This is a genomic window from Paenibacillus sp. FSL R5-0517 (assembly GCF_037974355.1).
Classification (GTDB): Bacteria; Bacillota; Bacilli; order Paenibacillales; family Paenibacillaceae; genus Paenibacillus.
This window is the reverse complement of the sequence record NZ_CP150235.1, coordinates 4,050,503-4,067,752: the sequence shown is the minus strand read 5'-3', so window position 1 is coordinate 4,067,752 and position 17,250 is coordinate 4,050,503. Positions and strand designations below refer to the sequence as shown.

Annotated in this window: 18 protein-coding genes; all 18 read left to right on the top strand. The window is 44.3% G+C overall.

Features of this window, described 5'->3' with window-relative positions; genetic code table 11:
* Positions 1-41 precede the first annotated feature (41 nt).
* The 18 genes from MKX40_RS17930 (at position 42) to MKX40_RS17845 (ending at position 17,177) form a co-directional block, all read left to right on the top strand.
* Complete coding sequence (locus tag MKX40_RS17930; RefSeq protein WP_339234623.1) at positions 42-1,331, top strand: hypothetical protein; 1,290 nt, start codon at positions 42-44, stop codon at positions 1,329-1,331.
* Between the two features lies 1 nt (position 1,332).
* A complete protein-coding gene (locus MKX40_RS17925) occupies positions 1,333-1,701 on the top strand; it encodes a head decoration protein (protein ID WP_339234622.1) in 369 nt (122 codons plus the stop codon).
* Positions 1,702-1,716: 15 nt separating this feature from the next.
* On the top strand, positions 1,717-2,730 hold the full coding sequence (locus tag MKX40_RS17920; RefSeq protein WP_339234621.1) for a major capsid protein: 1,014 nt from the start codon (positions 1,717-1,719) through the stop codon (positions 2,728-2,730).
* 14 nt (positions 2,731-2,744) lie between these two features.
* Positions 2,745-3,155 carry a hypothetical protein gene (locus MKX40_RS17915; protein WP_339234619.1) on the top strand — a complete coding sequence of 137 codons (411 nt, stop codon included), beginning with the start codon at positions 2,745-2,747 and terminating at the stop codon, positions 3,153-3,155.
* A complete protein-coding gene (locus MKX40_RS17910) occupies positions 3,121-3,579 on the top strand; it encodes a hypothetical protein (RefSeq protein WP_339234617.1) in 459 nt (152 codons plus the stop codon). Before MKX40_RS17915 ends, MKX40_RS17910 begins: the two co-directional genes overlap by 35 nt.
* On the top strand, positions 3,579-4,154 hold the full coding sequence (locus MKX40_RS17905) for a hypothetical protein (protein WP_339234614.1): 576 nt from the start codon (positions 3,579-3,581) through the stop codon (positions 4,152-4,154). Before MKX40_RS17910 ends, MKX40_RS17905 begins: the two co-directional genes overlap by 1 nt.
* Positions 4,151-4,729: a hypothetical protein gene (locus MKX40_RS17900; protein ID WP_339234612.1), complete on the top strand. Its 579-nt coding sequence runs from the start codon at positions 4,151-4,153 to the stop codon at positions 4,727-4,729. The genes MKX40_RS17905 and MKX40_RS17900 overlap by 4 nt, the downstream gene beginning before the upstream one ends.
* On the top strand, positions 4,726-5,160 hold the full coding sequence (locus MKX40_RS17895) for a hypothetical protein (protein WP_339234610.1): 435 nt from the start codon (positions 4,726-4,728) through the stop codon (positions 5,158-5,160). Before MKX40_RS17900 ends, MKX40_RS17895 begins: the two co-directional genes overlap by 4 nt.
* A 9-nt stretch (positions 5,161-5,169) precedes the next feature.
* Entirely contained in the window at positions 5,170-5,376 is a 207-nt protein-coding gene (locus tag MKX40_RS17890; protein ID WP_339234608.1) for a hypothetical protein, read from the top strand.
* Positions 5,377-5,403: 27 nt separating this feature from the next.
* Positions 5,404-6,174 (top strand): hypothetical protein, encoded by a 771-nt coding sequence (locus MKX40_RS17885; protein WP_339234606.1) that lies wholly within the window; start codon positions 5,404-5,406, stop codon positions 6,172-6,174.
* 81 nt (positions 6,175-6,255) lie between these two features.
* Positions 6,256-6,636: a hypothetical protein gene (locus MKX40_RS17880; protein WP_339234603.1), complete on the top strand. Its 381-nt coding sequence runs from the start codon at positions 6,256-6,258 to the stop codon at positions 6,634-6,636.
* Positions 6,637-6,721: 85 nt separating this feature from the next.
* Positions 6,722-6,925 carry a hypothetical protein gene (locus MKX40_RS17875; protein WP_036672080.1) on the top strand — a complete coding sequence of 68 codons (204 nt, stop codon included), beginning with the start codon at positions 6,722-6,724 and terminating at the stop codon, positions 6,923-6,925.
* A gap of 12 nt (positions 6,926-6,937) precedes the next feature.
* Positions 6,938-13,837, top strand: a complete 6,900-nt coding sequence (locus MKX40_RS17870) for an NlpC/P60 family protein (RefSeq protein ID WP_339234600.1) — start codon at positions 6,938-6,940, stop codon at positions 13,835-13,837.
* On the top strand, positions 13,837-14,394 hold the full coding sequence (locus MKX40_RS17865; RefSeq protein ID WP_339234598.1) for a phage tail domain-containing protein: 558 nt from the start codon (positions 13,837-13,839) through the stop codon (positions 14,392-14,394). Before MKX40_RS17870 ends, MKX40_RS17865 begins: the two co-directional genes overlap by 1 nt.
* Before the next feature lie 4 nt (positions 14,395-14,398).
* Positions 14,399-14,836, top strand: a complete 438-nt coding sequence (locus MKX40_RS17860; protein ID WP_339234596.1) for a hypothetical protein — start codon at positions 14,399-14,401, stop codon at positions 14,834-14,836.
* A 13-nt stretch (positions 14,837-14,849) separates the two neighbouring features.
* Complete coding sequence (locus MKX40_RS17855) at positions 14,850-16,646, top strand: tail fiber protein (protein WP_339234594.1); 1,797 nt, start codon at positions 14,850-14,852, stop codon at positions 16,644-16,646.
* A 5-nt stretch (positions 16,647-16,651) separates the two neighbouring features.
* On the top strand, positions 16,652-16,990 hold the full coding sequence (locus tag MKX40_RS17850; protein ID WP_339234592.1) for a hypothetical protein: 339 nt from the start codon (positions 16,652-16,654) through the stop codon (positions 16,988-16,990).
* 55 nt (positions 16,991-17,045) lie between these two features.
* Complete coding sequence (locus tag MKX40_RS17845) at positions 17,046-17,177, top strand: hypothetical protein (RefSeq protein ID WP_339234590.1); 132 nt, start codon at positions 17,046-17,048, stop codon at positions 17,175-17,177.
* Positions 17,178-17,250: the final 73 nt, after the last annotated feature.

Here is a 17,250-nt window from a genome sequence, read left to right as displayed (position 1 = left end):
AGAAGAATCGTTTATTACATGAAGGAGGTGAAAAGGAGTAAATGGCAAAGCCAACAACCGAGCAATTAGCGAGAATTAATCAACTTGCGCGTGTTCCACTCACAGAAGAAGAAGCCTATGTGTTTCCTGCAAAACTTGTGGGGGATCAAATCATCCCACGCCGATTTTACCGATTAACACCGAACTTCCTTCGAAAGATGGCTGTCCAAGCCAGAGAAGGTGTGTCACTGCTTCTGGATCACTCATGGGCCAACTTAGGCATCATGACAATTCCACTCGGCAGAACCTTTGACAGCCGATTGCAAATGGATGGCGATGAACTGGCATTATATGCCGACCATTACATGAAGCTGGGCCAAGAGGTCGGAGACATCAAGATAGATCAGATAGCGGAAGGTATTGATGCCGGAACGATCTTTGATACCTCAATCGGCTTCACGGTAAGTAGCCAAACGTGTTCCATCTGTGGTCAGGAATATTTCGGCGGGAATTGCCCTCACATACGCGGCAGAGAGTATGACACAAAACTCTGCACTGTTGATATTAATGACGGTGATCTTATGGAGAACTCACTCGTCTTTGACGGTGCTTATCCAGGTGCTGGAGTAGTGGGGATGAGCAATGCCACTGAGCAACAGCCAACTGTGAAATGGGAAGCTTTATCAGAAGATACGAAGTCGCTTCCTAGCGGCGGACGTGTCTTTTATTCTTTTAGCGGAAAATCCGGTCTTGATGGATTCGTAATCAAGCAAGAAAAAAACAATGTGGCCGAAACACAGGCCGAAGGAGATGACACTATGACAGAAGAACAAAAGGCTGCTTTGGCAGCATCACAAACTCAAACAATCGCGCTGACTGCTGCGAATAGTGTACTCGGACAAGTCCGGGCTGCGCTGGGCGTTGAAAATGATGCGGACATTACCTCAAAGTTGGCTACACTTAGCGCTCAGGCTGCTGATGGTGCAGTCTACAAGACAAAGGTTACGGAGCAAGCTTGCGGAGCTGGTGTACGTGCGTTGGGAGAAGCTTTTAATACGGAAACTATGAAAGCTATGCTGTCCCACTTGCCAGTATCTGAGATTGAAAAAATCGGCGCGACTTACGAAGCTCAGGCTCAAGCTGCATTGGGTGGTGGTGGTCGTCATACTGAGGGTGATAACCCTGATCTTCCTGCAGGAGCTGCCAATGGAACAGCGCCAACTAACGCGCAGGCTGCTGGTCAAAAGACACCAGAACAACTCCAAACAGCCGCAAAAGAAATGGCTAGAGCTGATGCTATAGCTGCCCTCAAAAATACCGGCAGAAGTAATCTGCTGAAGGAGGATAAGTAATATGATTGGATCTCAATACAACGGTGCACCGGGACCTGGTCAGATTTACACACAGGAATTTGTTGAAGTTCTTGCTTCCACGGACTTGCAAGCTCGGATTCCTGGCGGTGTGTTGCTTGAAAAAGGAAACGGAGTGATTAAAAAGGGGACTATCCTTGGGAGGGTTACTGCTTCCAATAAATTTGTTCCTTATCTCTCCTCAGCTTCTGACGGTTCGCAAATCGCTGTTTGCATTTTGGACAATGATCAGGATACTACACTTACCGATATCGGTGCTTCTGCGTGGATTGCTGGTATTTTCACTGAATCTAAAATTACAGGCATTGATACAGCGGCTAAAACAGCGCTGAAACTTTGCTACTTTGTATAAGGGGGAACAAATTAAATGGCAAACGTACTCGACCCGTACTTCCTAACGGAAGTTGTTCAGAACATTCGTACAGATATTAACAGTTTTCGAGGTGCTCAAATTCTGACAAATGGTGTGGATTTCAAACCAGAACTCGGGCTGACAATTAAATATGACGTTACCTACGACGATACCGGCATGACTCCACCTACTGGACTCAATGATCCTTCACCGATCCATGCCGCTCCTGTTGTGAAACAAATGGAGTTCACCAATCAGGAATGGCGTGAAAAAGCGATCATTGATCGAGAAAAAATCGCTACCCTTCGCAAGCCTGGAAACAGTCTTGAGCAAACTTGGAGCGAAGAATATATGATTGAAAAAATGGTAAATCTCAACCAACGTCTTGAAACTCGATTCGAGTGGATGCGTTGGCAATCACTTACAGGCAACCTTGTTGTTCCAGCAACTGCAAATAAACCTTCTCGGACAATCGACTACGGCGTTCCGGCAAATAACAAGCCTACAGCTGATGTCCTTTGGAACAATATCGCAACTGCTGATCCTTTGAAAAATCTAGATGAATGGCTTCTTAGATTCCGGGGGAGTGGCGCAAGAGGTGTTAAGGTTGTAGCTAATAAAAAAGTAGACAGTTACCTGAAGCAAAACGAAAAAATCCGCGATCTGATCAAATTCACCTACGGCAAAGATATTGTAACGGATGGTTCGCTTTCAGAAATCGTCAGCCAAAACCTGAATGGTCTTCAATACGAAGTATATGATGGCGGATATATTGACGATACAGGAACATTCTTCCCGTTCATCCCTGACAACGCCGTAATTATCATTGGTCAAGGTATGACAGGTTCTATCATGGACCTAGTGACGAGCCCGAACAACTACGAAGACATCTTTACAGGTCACACCGGAAAATTCGCACTTGCTAAACTGATTCAAGGCGACCCTGACCAATGGCAAGTAATAAACGGGGCAACTGTGCTGCCACGTTTGAAATACGTCAACTGGCACATTTTTGCTACAGTGGCGTGAGGGAGGAATAACCTATGACTACTGTGAAAATTTTGGTTGATGCTGTTGGTGAATACAACGCAGGGGACTTCGTAAAAGATGCCCCTGATGGACTTGTTGAGATTGCTAAAAAGCAAGTTCGCAATGCAGCAACTGGTGAGTTACTGGCAGAGATTGTTGAAGTCGATTCAATTTCTACGCACACCCAATCGGAACGAGAATTAATGCTTCAGGAAGAGTTGGACGAATCAAAGAAGCGCGAGGCTGAACTTTTGGCGCAGATTGATGAACTGCAATCTGACATCCAAAATAGTGATTCGGATGATGAACTGAAAGAATTGAAATCTGTTGCGAAGGAAATGAAGATCCCTGGCTATACAAAAATGGGTATCGAAGAATTGAAAGAGGCCATTGCTGCAACTGGCGGTGACGATGGTGGCGAATAAGATACTTACGACAGGAACATATCACGAAGAAATAAGAGGGCGTCTAGGCGTTGGTGAGGATGTAATATCTGACTCCGGAATAGACGCTATTTCTGTTTTACCAATCGCTGAAGCGAGGATTGTAAAGCGAGTTCCAGATTACGCTGATTTGATTGGTGATGATCAAGCCTATGTATATGCAGCAGCTATTTGTATGGTTGCTGCTATACTGGCTCCATCTATGGCTGCGAGAATTAAAAAAACGATGAAAGATTTCGATTTCTCTTTCGAAAATCAGGCAGTCAATTGGGATAGACGTGCGTCACAACTGGTTGATGAGGCGAATGAGTTCATCGGCTTGATCTCAAGTTTTCAAGAGACCTTGGATGCTCCATTATTTATGTTATCTGGTCCCACTAGGGAGAAGGAAAGGCGGCGTTTCTAATGTTTAAAGATTTCGCTCACAGACATTCTCCCTGCACTGTAAATGGGGAACAGGATAAAGTCATTCTGTCCAGAGAAACAAAGGCGACCACGGTTCTCGGTAAAGAGTACATGTACAACGGCCTTTTTGCTCCTAAGTCCCCTATATTACCTGGGGATGTAGTGCAGAATGATATGACATTCTTGGTTCAAACTCTCCGTTACACCACAACCAAAGACAAATATTGCTCCTTGATTAAAACGAACGTTACCGCGGAAGTCCAGCGGTACATGCAGGAGTTCGATACGAATGACAATCCAAAGGGCAAACCTGAGTTTACACTCGTAGCCGGGGATATCATTGGTTTCGCTCAACATGTCTCTGCTCAGCTGAGACAAGAAGAACCTGGTCTTCTATCTACAACTTCGCTGGTTCTTCTTTTACAGACCAGTGTTGATGCCAGGGAACCGAGTGATCCGTCATTGGTAAGTCCAGACCGTATCGTGATTGCTGGTAAGAAATATCAAGTGGACGTAGTGGATCGGATTAAGTATCCGAATCTTCTGCATATTCAGTTATGCGAGGACAGGCGATGATTACCGGTTATGATGCTGAGCGTGCAGCGAAGGACTTGGAAAACAAGTTGGCGGTTGAAATCACAGGTCTAACGAAAATCGTATTACTTACTGCGAAGACCGGCATTCGGTACTACCCTGCTGTCCGTGAGCGGTTGGAGATGCAAATGATCGTGCTAGCGAACCAAATGATTTCAGGAGACATCACCGCTGATTACTGGCAAGCCTGGCTGGAACAGTTTGGTAAAGGATCACTTATGGCTGGACCGAGTCAAAACCCGGGTCTGGTAAGTTACATGAACAGTGAAGCATGGAACAAGTTGAGGTCAAAGGGAAGTCGAGTTGTTGTGGGCCGGGGTAGAGGTACTTACCGAGCCATCGATGGAACTATTAAAAAGTCCAAAGGCGGATACGCAGGTGTAGATTTGGAGGAGTTGGCAGAACGCGGGGACCTTGATCCTTCGTTCAAAGCCACTCCTCCTACTTATTTTATGCGTATAGCTCTTGAATCCAATCGTGATCGGATATTAAACGGGATTAGTCGTGTCATAACCGAGTTTCCGTATCATCGTTACTTCAGGGAGGTGAGAGATTGAGTCTTAAATTGTTGGATGCAGTTCAGCATGCGCTTAAAGGTGACGCTGAGCTTATGGAGTTACTTGAGCTAGACTCTTCATCTCCTTCTACTGAGGTAGTGAAGAGGTTTACCAAAGGAATGGAGCCGGAAATCGTTGTAAGTAATGAGACAGTACCACATATTTGCCAGTATGTGATGCCTGGTCGGTTCTCGCCTAATCAATTGGTGTTTGAGGGCAAGTTTTGCCTTGATTTTTATGCTGGGACAGGATATGCAGCGAAGGTGATTTTTGAGAGAGTATTTAGCGTGCTGCACGATAAACGGATTACGATGCCAGGTTGGGCGACATACCTCTGTGTACTAACCTATGATGCTGATTTTGCAACTGGCATCCAAGGTGTAAAAGGATACAAGGCAATTTTTGATGTTGATTATCTCCGAATGAATTGAGGTGAGGATATGTCTGAAAAACAAGCGGAAGTAACAAATACCAAACCGGAACTTAAGGAAGAATTTCCTGAGCTGGAGAAGTTGATCCGAGAAAAGGTTCGTCTCGCACAAAAACTCGGATTGATGGATGGCAAGGAACCGGTTGAAGGGTATGAAGACACGAAGGAATATAAACGAATTGAAGAGATTGATGCACGGCTCTGGGAGCTTGTTTAATCAACTCTATACCCAAGGAGGATAAATATGAGACCACTCGTTTTTGATGGCGTAGGAACAATCGTAGCCCGTAATTTGGATGGAACAATTAAGTACGTTGAGGACAAGGTGACAAAGGTTACGTTACAACTGCAATTTGACTGGCAGGCAGTCATGGGCGGCGACAGTGGATATGCATTCCACTACACAGCGGGGGATCTACAAGACAAAGTGAGCATTGAAGTACCACGTTACTCTGCGGCAATCGCTGATATGTCTCAAGGTGGTAAAACAGAGAAGAAAGAAATTGTGTTTGACGAAACAGAAACAGCTTTTCTGAAGAATGGCGAATACAAACTGGCCTTCGGAGAAACATTGGTAGCGGATAGTGATGAAGTCTATATTAAAGACCCGGATACAGATGCATTGACTCAACTTACCCGTGTGGCTTCAACACCGACTGATCAACAATACACAATCACTGCTGAGGGAGTGATTGAATCTACCGCTGCAAATAATGACAAAGAGCTTCTTGTTACCTACAAATGGTCTAACCAGGGGACTGAAACTTCATTTGATGGAACTCGTCGCCCAACAGCGTTCAAATTCACGCACAGATTCAAACTGATCGATGACAAAACGAACAATGAGATTCAATGCCAGCTCACCATTTACAAAGCCTTGGGCGGTGGTACGCTTGACGTATCCCAAGAACGTAAAAAAGCTAATACTTCCACCATGGATTTGCAAGTCATGGAGCCTGAACGCACACCAGATAACCCGAATGGTCATGCAATGACTATCAAGTTCGGAATTTAAAATATCACACACAACCCTGCCGGTAATCGGTGGGGTTCTTTTTTTGGTAAAAACCACTTTTCAATTAAAAGGAGAATGAACATGAGCGAAGTAGAACAAGCAGCTGAAACCCAAGAAGAGAAAACATTGGACCAGACTTTAAACATTGGCAGCACCGTACGTCTGGCTGAAGGTATCCATAAGACTATCAAGCTCGGGACAATAAAATTGATCCGGGAAGTACGGCAGCATGCGAAGAACCTCGGGGGTATTCGCTTTAGCTATGTAATTGGACGTGATCCTATTGAAGCAACGCAAGTTGGTGAGCAGGATATCCCAGCTATTGACTGTCCGGCTATTGAGCAGGCGTATCAAAAAGCCTTCGATCTGATTTTTGTTGAGGGCCTAGCGGATGAAGAGTATGAACAAGTAGACATGGAGGGCATCCAGGCTTTGGATAACGTTTTGGATCGATTTCTATAAGGAGTCTTTTCCTCCAGATCCTGATTCCGATGAAGATGACGAGGATTCGGATGATGGTGAAGTAGATCAACTAGGAACGGACTGGATGGGTCTATGGGCACTCTGTATCAGCAACGGTATATCTGATACAGAGTGGCCAAATATGACCATACCTAAAATACGAGCACTGATGAATGAAAAACAACGTTCTCGTGAATTCGAAATCACTCTTCATGGCGGTTCGGTTGAAAATAAAAAGCCGAAGAAAGCAAAATACTTATCCGATCTTGGTTTCTTCCAGCCAAGGTAGGAAGGAGGCAATATGGCAGAGGGTACAAATAGAGATGTCGTTGCTGCGCGGATAAAATTAGACACCGGTACGGTGCTACAATCATTTAAAAACATTGATACAGGGGCTAAGGGGAATGCGGATGCATTCAAGGCGCTGAATGCTGAGTTATCCACGGCTGAGAAATCATACAAGAATATATCATCAGCAATGGATAAGATGGCCTTAACTGCGGATCAACGTCGACAAAAGATACTTGCTGAAGTTGAAGCTCAACATAAGCAGAAACTCGCTCAAACAGCCTTACTAGGCGCTAAGGCTCAACAATTGGAGCAAACAAATCGTTTAATTGATGCTAAGATGCAGGCGCAGCAAGCATTGATCAAACGGCGTAACCAGCAGATTGAGCAATCCGAACGTGAACATCAGCAAAAAATGCAGATATTGCAAAATCGTTCAGTTAAGTCCGGGCAAGAGGCTGCGAAAGCAACCGGTACGGGTACAGACGAGCGCACGCGGGAACGTGTTCTGCAAGAGGAACAGAAGATACGTGTTGCTCTGACAGAACGCCAGCGAAAAGAAGAAGCTCTCCGGGAAAAGGTCTTGCAAGAGGAACAACGGATTCGGCAAGCTTTGTCTCAAACTGAACAGCAAACCAAACGGATGGGGTCCACAATGGATGCTGTCTCTAAAAGTTGGATTGGCAGATTAGGAGATATGGCCACACATGCCGTGGTCTTCCACACGATGTATAAAGCAATGCACGAAGTCACTCAAGCCATGAAAGAGGGTTTGGTGGATATTGAATCCAACATGGCGGGGTACGTCCAGACCAACGAACACTATTTTGTGCATTTCGAAGATGGAACGAACAAGATGGTTATGGATACACAAAAGCTCAACCGTGAGACGAAAGCTTTCATTCAAACGGCCCATGAACTTGGATCAAACATTCTGGATGTTACGGAATCAGCTCGTCTCTGGGGTCGGATGTACAAAGATGTTAACGTTGTTCAAGAGCTTGTGCGTCAATCTACCAAGTTGTCCACGGTGGACATGGTTGAGCTTGAGGACGCTACCAAGTCCATGGAATCTGTAATGTCTCAATATGGAGTCCATATCACCAATGCCAACGAAGCTATGGTTATTGGTAATCGGGTCTTAGACTCCTGGTCTAAGGTTGCACACGATACAATGGCACCGGCGCGTGATCTTGGAGCTGCATTTCAACGTACTGGTAAAATAGCCGCTGAAACAGGCGTATCATTTGATGTAATGAACGGTCTCATTTCCTCAGGTGTGCGGAACACTGCCTTATCCGGGGAGAACTTGGGTAACATGTGGAAAACGGTCCTTGGTACAATACGGACGGATAAAGCGGTGGATGAGATTGAACGACTTGGTGTGAAAACCAAGGAAGTTGTTGATGGGGTAGAACAGTGGCGGAAGGCCGAGGACATCCTATTAGATTTGTCCATTCAGGTGACAGACAAAAACTATGACCTCACACAATCCTATGCGGATATTTCTCGTGGGGTATACCAGTATGCAAAACTTGCCGCATCGCTTAACGTGGGGGATATCTTGCTGGGAACTGCTGCGTCTGTTGGCTCTTCCGGATCTACAATGCAGTATCTGACCGTTCAAATGGATACGATCCAACGCAAGGCAGCTCAAACCAGAACTTCACTGCTTGAAATCTTTAATACTGCTGGCGAAGATGGATTACGCCAGATGATTAAAGATGTGTTAGACGGAATTGACCAACTTTTAATTGGACTAACAAAAATCCCTACAGGAGTATACGCTGCTGCCGCAGGGTTGAGCGGTTTGTTGCTGGCATATAAAGCCCTCAGCGGTCCGATTACGTCTGTAATTGCGGCAATTCAAGTGCTGAATGCTGCCAAAGCGCAAGAAGCTGTTTCAACAGTCGCAAGTACAACTGCAACAACAGCTAATTCAGCAGCAAATACGGTTAATATCGTTTCCAGCGAAGGCGTAACTATCTCCACAGTTCAACAGACAGCCGCAAGGGAAGCGCAAGCTGTAGCGACCACCACGGCAACAGTGGCAACCGGTGCATTGAGCAGGGCGCAGGCTGCTGCTACGGTTACCATGGCGGCGGCAACTGCGGGACTATCTCTGCTGGTCGGTGCTATTGCTATTTTTGCGATGAAAAGTGGGGAAGCCGAAAAAGCAGAACGTGATCGGATTCAGATGATGAAGGACAACGATTCAGCGAGTCAACAAATGATTAGTCAGTATCAACGTCAGATTGATTTGTTGCCAAAGATGGTCAACGCTCATAATTCCTTAAAAGCGATGATTGATGGCGGAACGCTATCCACAAGTAAACAGGAACAGGCGAAACGTCAACTGGAAGAGATATCTAAGGCTCTGGCGATGACAATAGGTAAAGAAGGATTGGCACAGCTTGAAGCTGCGGGGTTCACGGATGAGGCAACTCAAACACAAATTGCTGCGCTTAATTCGCTCATTGATAAGCAAAGGGAAGCCAGAAAAGCTGTATTAGAAGATCAGAAAAACGGTTTACAGAACCAAATGAATGAAAACATCGCAGCTATTGAAATAACGAAGGAGAAGATAGAGTCTCTTGAAAATAGTTTGATCGCTGGCGGCGTGGAGTTTATGAAGAACATCTTCAGTTTCAAAAGCGTGGACGAATCATCCAACCAACTGGAGAATTTACGATTGAAACTGGACTCTTTAGAGACCAAAAATCGCGAACTTGAGGCATCATTAAGTGATGCGAATGTTCAGATGCAACAAATGACAGTCGAATCTGTTGAAGCTCAAAAGGAGACAGATGCTTTAGCTGGAATAAACGGTAAGGCTTCGGATACGATTGAAGAACTGACCGAAAAACTGGTTGCGCAGACCAAGGCTTTGAGAGAATCCGTTCAAGCGAGTATTTCTTCTGTTTCTGAGCTGAATCAAGTTGCAGACACACTCTCCAAAGGACAGTCTTTAAGTGCATCTGCTGTAGCAGACTTGATTTTGAAATATCCTGAATTAGCTTCACAGATACGAAAAACAACGGATGGTTGGATATTTGAAGGTCAAATTATAGAAAAATTGAGGCAAGCAAAAATCAAGAAAGCAATTGATGATCTGAAAGCAGAGAGGGATACAACGCGCAGTGTGGCGCTGGAGAGTTTAAAACGAATTCAATTTTATGGGCAAGAGTTTGAATCTATCTCAACCTTTGCTGAAGCACGCGAGAAAATCAAAGATATTGAAAAAAAAATCACCGAAGAACAGAAGAAGAATGCTTCTGAATTAAATAGCACACAGCTTATGAATCAAGGTATAGCTAATTTTCTTCAACAAAAGGCCAATGAGCAACTTGAAGCTAAAAAACAAAAACTTAATGAGTTAAACGACGTCGTAAAAAAATATGCTGGTCAACTACAGTTAAGTAATGACCAGATCGAAGCCATGACTAAGCTTCTGGAAGATGACACTTACGGGGTAGAAGACAATAACAAAGCGAAAAAAGAAACCGTAGAAATTATGACGGACTTACAGAAGGCGATTGAAGGCTACAACAAGTCCTTGGAAAAATTGGATTCACAACAGAAAAGAGTTGCGAAGTCGTCCAAAGAATACCTTGATATACTCGCTGAAAAGCGTAAGGCATTGCTGGAGGAACAGAAGCTTTACGAGCAAGGATACAACGATCCGTCACAACTCGTATCATCACAGGCGGAAATAACAACAATTGGGTCACCGTCTTCAGATATTACTAGAATGCTATCCACCGCTGTAGATCTGGCAAACTCCGGTGTGATGAGATACAAGAAAATAGGCGGTGAATTTACCGGTTCGTTTGATGACTTCAAACAACGAGCCTATTCAGATTGTTCGCAGTTTGTGCAGGAGATGTTTGAAACAATCGGAGTACAGGTACCACGTACCGCAGCTCAACAAGCTAAAGCGGGAACTGCGGTATCAAAGAAAAATATTCAAGTTGGAGATCTTGTGTTCTTCAATACGAATGGCAAAGACAACTCACATGTTGGTATTTATATGGGTGATAGCAAGTTTATTCAAATGGGGGAATCCGGATTAAAGGTTTCGGATTTGAATAGCAGCTACTGGGCACCGAAATACAACGGGGCAACTCGTGTTCCTGGTGTATCTATTGATAACGCATCTCCGGGTTCGGCAACTGTTTCTCAGGCCAGTGGTGGCGTGAAGTATGCTGGTAAATACGCTTCTGAGATTAATGCTGCTGCTAATCAATTTAATGTTGACCCATACCTTGTCGCTGCTGTGATCCAACGCGAATCAACTTTTGGAGCTAGGGGCGTAACCAATGTCATGCAAGTCAATGGCATGAACAATGCGACAGTAAAACAGAGTATTGATGCAGGGACTAAGATGCTCTCCGAGTTACTGAAGAAATCTGGTGGAGATGTCGCCATGGCTCTGGGCGGATACAACATGGGATCGGGAATTATTGATTGGTTCAAAAAGTCTGGTGGATACAATAAGGCTGATATGGCTGCGTATTCAGAGAAATACAAGAAAGTTTATAAAAGCAATGTATACGGAGATGTGGGGTATGTTGATAAAGTATTGGCTGATTATTCTCCACAAAAGGCTTCTACAACTACGCCTACACAAAAGCAATTAAAGGATGCAAAAAACACTGCTGATAGCGAACTGCTTCGGATTAGTGATGAACTTTATAACATCGATGTTTCAGAACTGGAGAGTAAACTCGGAATCAAAGATATGAAAATTTCGGATAAAGAGCTGGCTTTGAAACAATCCGAGGCACGTCAGAAAAATTTGAAGAAAGACTCACAGGAGTACAAATCTAAGTATGAGCTTCAGTTGAAACTCAAAACAGAAATTCAAAAACTTATGCAGGAACAGCGTCAGATGATCGAACAATCCGGGCTGAAATCAGATGAGTTGACTAATAAGCGACGAAGCCTGACTGAGAAAATCGGGGATGTGCAGTCCGAGAAAGAAGACATGAAGGATCAGTATGCCAGCGACCAATTTGATACCGCACAGGTCAATATGGAAGCTCGTGTTGAACGCATGCGTCAACAAGGTCGTTCCGAGATGGAAATGACCAAGACGCAGCTTCAGTTTTATCAGGGACAGCTCAAAAATACTGCCCTAACTGAGGAGCAGCGTGTCGAATCAGCTAAACAAGTGTATGACCTGACCAATAAGGTTACGGATCTGAAATTTAAAAATTCAACGAATTGGATTGATAAACAAACGGATCAGATGGAGCGTCAAGGTAAGTCTGAGGTTGAGATTTATCAAATGCAGGCTGAGGCTTACAATCGGATGCGAAATGATACTACGCTAAAAGCAGAACAACGAGCTGAAGCAGAGAAAATGTATCAAGACACTTCCAAGAAACTGATTTCGTCTCGTTATGAGTTCTCAGAGAAGTGGATGACTAAAGAAGCTTTGAAAATGGAAATGTCCGGTGCTCAAAAAGTAGACATCATGAAATGGGAGCTGCAAGAGTACCTAAAAATGCAGGCTGATAAAACCTTATCTGCTGAACAGCAATGGGATCTTGAACAGAAAATATATAAGCAACGAAATGATCTGGACAAAGAATACTATTCTGCTGCTGAGAAACGAATTAACCACTTGAAGGCCATCGGTGAAATGACTACTCAGCAGGAACTTGCTGAGTATATGAAGCTTCAGGCAGCTTACCTGGTTGGAAGCGATCAACGAATGGATGCGGATGAGAAGGTCTACGATCTAAAGAAAAAACTTATGGACGAAATGACCAAGGCAGTATCTGAATCGGTAACCAAGCAGAAAAAGCTATTGGACAGCGCGAGAGATGAGGAAATTAAACGTATCCAAGCTGAGAAAGACGCCTTTACTTCAGCACAAGAAGCCAAAATCAAAGCCATCGATGATTTGATTCAATCTATGGAGCGAACTAATGATCAGGATGACTTTGAAAGGTTGCGTGCGGAGAAAGTAGCGCGTCTGGAAAAACTTCAGTCAGCTGTTGGGCCAGAAGGTATCAAAGAGAGAGAACAAGTGCAAAAAGACATTGAAGAAATGGATAGAGAACATGGTCGCAAGCTTGCCAAACAGGCGCTTGAGGATCAGAAAACGGCCTTACAAGAGGAGAAAACAACTCGCGAAAAAGATTTTGACGATAAAATTCAAGATGCTAAATCGCATTATGATAATCTTTCAGCAACCTATGATGAATTTTCTTCAAATACTGAATTGTCTGCCGAGAATTTGAAAAACATTCAGATTTTGAAGGAGAGCGAGAAGAACGAAACGATCCTCGGAATGCTTGATGCATTTGTGTTGGAGTATCAGAGTCGTCTTGATCAGATTGCTGCGGCAAGTGCTGCAATTGGAGTGACTGGTGTCGCTGGTGGATCATTGGCTCCTGGAACTGCATCGAAGGACTCTTCATATCAGAAGGAAATTGATCTGTACACCTATAACGCTAACAAGGATGCTTGGGATGCAGCTAAAGCTCGTGGCGATGCTGAAACCATGCGACTCCTTCAAGAACAAAACGATGCCATTCGTAAGAAATATGGAATCGATAAAGACACAGGCAAACTCCAGCATTTTAGTGAAGGGGGAGTAGTCAAAGGTCCTCGCGGTGCGGCTGTCCCGGTTATTGCGCACGCTGGAGAAGCTATCCTTAATGACCGACAACAGGATTCGTTGTTTAATCTCCTAAACCTACGAATGCACAGACTAGACTTCACAATGCCTGAGTTCTCAGTTCCTCAAGGTTCAAACGGAGTAAATCCGGAGAGAACCAGTAATCAATTCGTAATTAAATCAGGAGATACTTATATCGCGGACGAATCGGCTGCGAAAGTCTTCTGGAGTGAACGTGATAATTTGATGCGGAGGATGCAGGCAAGGGGAGGTAAAGGCTGATGATTGATGCAACAGCGGATGGAAAGTCTTTCCGATCAATCGGGCTTGGGTTGAAGAAACATAACATACCAGTGTTGCCGCCAACGAGGGACTACAGTGTTGAGATTGCAGGGCGTGACGGAGAAATCGACTTTGGAAGCACCTACGGTCCGAGAGTAATTAATTTGGAGTGTATAGTCATGGCTGATGATTCCACCCTTGACTACCATAGAAGAGTCGCCCAAGTGGCGGCTCTTTTTAATGCTAAAAAAGGGGATATCGTATTCACATTCGACGATTTACCAGGAAGAAGATACATCGGAAGATATGCCGGTACTCTTGATATCGAAAAGATTCTATTCGACGGGGAACTGACTATTCCAATCAAAATGGGCGAACATCCCTTTCCGGAAAGCGATGAAAACATGCTGGAAGAAACTATTATTCATTCTCCGGAAAAAATCAAAGTAATTTCTTTGGGTGATGAACGCGCAAGTCCAGTGATTGTTTTAACCAACACCGGTTCCACAACAATTCAAAAATTAAAGATTCAGAATGAATACTTGTTAGAGGGGTGATCTAATGAACATCAGTAAGTATTTAGCGACCAAACAACTGAATGTATCTGCAAGAGGGGAGAAATTCACTTTCCCAGATAGGCTATACGTCGCTCTTTATAATTCCGATCCAACCTGGAATGATACGGGACAAGAAGTGTCTGGTGGAGGCTATGCGAGACAAGTGCTCACCTTTGCTGAACCGGCTCAAGTTACTGTCCAAGAGTTTCACCCAGTTACAGGGGTTTTGAGCAATATGCAAAAGATGTCCATCAAATCTGCGGCAGATGTAGCTTTTGCGGTAGCGACAGCCAATTGGGGCACAGTTACACACTTTGGGCTGCGGGACGCTGCTTCAGGTGGGAACCTTTATTATTTCGGGACTCTCGAAGCACCGCGTAGTATTTTGAACAATGACATTTTCAAATTCCTAACGGGTCAAGTTGAGATCCGGTTGAACTAAGGAGGTATGAACGATGTTTGAAACAATGTATCCGGCAGCGGTCAACAGCAGGCAGACGGAGCTGGCACAGGCTATTGACGATACTCAGACGAGCTTCACGGTGCTGGATGGTTCGGTATTACCTCCTGCACCTAACCTACTTACGCTGGGCACCGATGAATCAGCGGAAACAGTACTTTATACAGGGTTATCTGAAAACGAGGTTACAGGTGTAACGAGAGGGTTTGAGAGTACAGCCAAAACATGGGCAGCAGGAACCAAATTGGCCCGATACTTTACAGCTTACGATCACGATACATTCAGGGAAAACATAGCAGACTTGGACGAACGACTGAACAACATCCCTGCACCGCAGGATGCCTCTTTAACAGATAAGGGTATCGTCCAACTGTCAAATTCAACAACTGGAGATAGGGATGCCATAGCAGCTACGGAGTCCGCTGTAGGTGTGGTTCAAGGGCAAGTTGGTAATCTGGCCAACCTACAGACGACGGACAAGGACAATCTGGTTGATGCGCTCAACGAGGTTTTTACGCATGTCGATGAGGGGAAAGAGATCGTCAAAACCGCCGTCATCGTCAAAGGGGGAACGGTAGCAGGGACTTCCCCACACTCTTTTGCAGAGCTTGCGGATGGGATCGGGACTATTTCAACGGCAACGGTGATTAACGGTCAGCAAGAAGCAGTTGGTATTTTCAAAACTAATATTCAGGAAAATGATCTAATAAAAACTAGATACAACATCGAGAAAAAAGATTTAGTTTCGAATTTCACACACAATGGTCAATCGGTCCGATTTAGCCCGGATAACAAATACATGGCTGTATGCTTTATGTCAGTAGGAATATCTATGTTTAAGAGAATTGGAGATGAGTATAGTCAAATACCGTTTCCATCTATATCTGAATCCACTAGATATATATCGTTCAGCCTGGATTCTAAATTCTTTGCAGTCCCGAGTCTAGGAGCCGTATCATTAAGGATTTTTAAAATTGAAGAAGGAGATATATTCAAAGAAATTACGGGTTTTATTATCCCGAGTGCTCGTTCTAATTACACAGACTTCAGTTCAGATGGTAAGTATTTAGCAGTTTCTTTGCTTGAAGCTCCTTATATTGCATTATATAAAATCGAAGGAGATACGTTTACAAAACTAGCCAACCCTACTGTATTACCGCCTGGTGGTGCTTGTGGTATTTCTTTTACACCAAATGCGGATTACTTAGCGGTGGCTCATTCGGGCAGCAATATTGCAAGCGTGTATAAAAGAAGTGGGGATGTATTCACGAAGTTAGCTAACTTGCCGAGTCTACCTGGAACTAACAACGGTTTCGGACTGGCTTTCAATCGCAGCGGTAATTCCTTATTTATTGGCACTAGTCAAACTCCTGGGCTGTTGTGGTATACACGAAGCGGCGATTCATTTACTAAAGTCAACATCACCACTCAATCAATTGACGTGATCAATGACATAAGATGCAGTCAAGATGATAGGTATATGGCTTTTGCTATGTATAGCAGTCCATATATGAGTCTTTATGATTTGAAAAACGGCGGTTTTAGCAAGTACCCTAACCCGAGTGTTTTACCTACTGGTATTGGTTATGGAGTTGATTTTAGCCCAGACTCAAACTTTTTAGGGGTTGCTCACGGTGCGCTTCCTGCACTCACACTTTACGATATGCGTGATGGAGTTTATTTAAGTTCAAATGTAAGGAGTTCTATATCAGCTTCAGATATTGGACTAGGTTATGCAAAAGAAAGCGGGATTGCAGGGGAAGCTAAAAAAATAGTGAAGATATGGAGCTGATATAAATGAGTTTTTACATTCAAGTCGAGCAGCAAACTCAGATTATTCGAGACATCATCGAATACCCGTATGAGGGTTATCAAGAGGTAGAGATACCAACACCGCTCCCGATTGGGATTAACGGCGGATACTATCGCTGGCAGGATGGACAACCTGTGTTGGATCAAGCCCTGAAAGATGAGGTAGACAAAGCCAACAAACCCATTGAATACGTAGAACTGGAACGCAGACTTGCTGCTTCAGAAGCTAGTTATGAGCAATTAGCCTCTGAAAGTAACGCCAATCAGTTAGCTCTCATGGAGCTTCACATGATGTTGCTTGGCGAGATGCCAGATGCGGAATAATCTCGCCAGGCTACTGATCCATTGGGGCGTAGTACTCATGAGGGGAGGTGACACCATGTTAACTGTATACGTAATGATGATTCATAAGGGCTTGATCAAGTTGGAGCAAGTGCCAGTAGGTAGCCGGGATAAAGTGGCTGCTGTATTGGAAGTGGCAGAGATGGACGAAAACGGAAATATCGTGTAACAGGCGTTCCAATTATGGAGCGCTATTTTTATGTCTGATTTCAGACCATTTAACAACTTACGAGCTATGTCGT